At 67.3% G+C, this 502-nt stretch carries 1 protein-coding gene; it reads left to right on the top strand.

The window, feature by feature from the left end; all coding sequences use genetic code 11:
- On the top strand, positions 1–502 hold a 502-nt coding region (locus D1094_RS18530; RefSeq protein WP_310648350.1), incomplete at both ends, for an NAD(P)H-hydrate epimerase.

The raw sequence follows: 502 nt of genomic DNA, 5'->3' as shown, positions 1-502 counted from the left end.
TGGCCGATCTGGTGGCGGCCATCAATGCGTCGGCGGGCCACGTGGTGGCAATCGATATCCCCAGCGGGATCGACGGCGAAACCGGCGCCGTGCGCGGAACCGCGATCGAGGCCGACCTCACCGTCACCTTCTTCCGGCACAAGCCGGGCCATCTTCTCTATCCCGGCGCCCGGTTCTACGGCGATGTCCTATTGGCCGATATCGGCATTCCCGACAGTGTGCTGGACGAGCTCAACATCACGCTCCACGAAAACGACCCGCATCTGTGGTCGCTGCCGCGCCGGCGCGCCGATGGGCACAAATTCGATGCCGGCAATTGCGTGGTGATCTCGGGGGACAATCTGCATACGGGCGCCGCGCGCCTCTCCGCCTGGGGCGCCGTGCGGGCCGGTGCCGGCCTCGTGACGCTGGCCGGGAACGCGCCGGCCCTCATGGTTCACGCGGCCCATGTGACGGCGATCATGCTCGAGACATGCGACGATGGCGCGGCGCTTGCCGAAAT

It is taken from the genome of Colwellia sp. RSH04, assembly GCF_003545765.1.
In the GTDB taxonomy this organism is placed as follows: domain Bacteria; phylum Pseudomonadota; class Gammaproteobacteria; order Enterobacterales; family Alteromonadaceae; genus Colwellia.
Note: the sequence above shows the minus strand (reverse complement) of the source record. Positions and strands in the feature narration are given on the sequence as shown.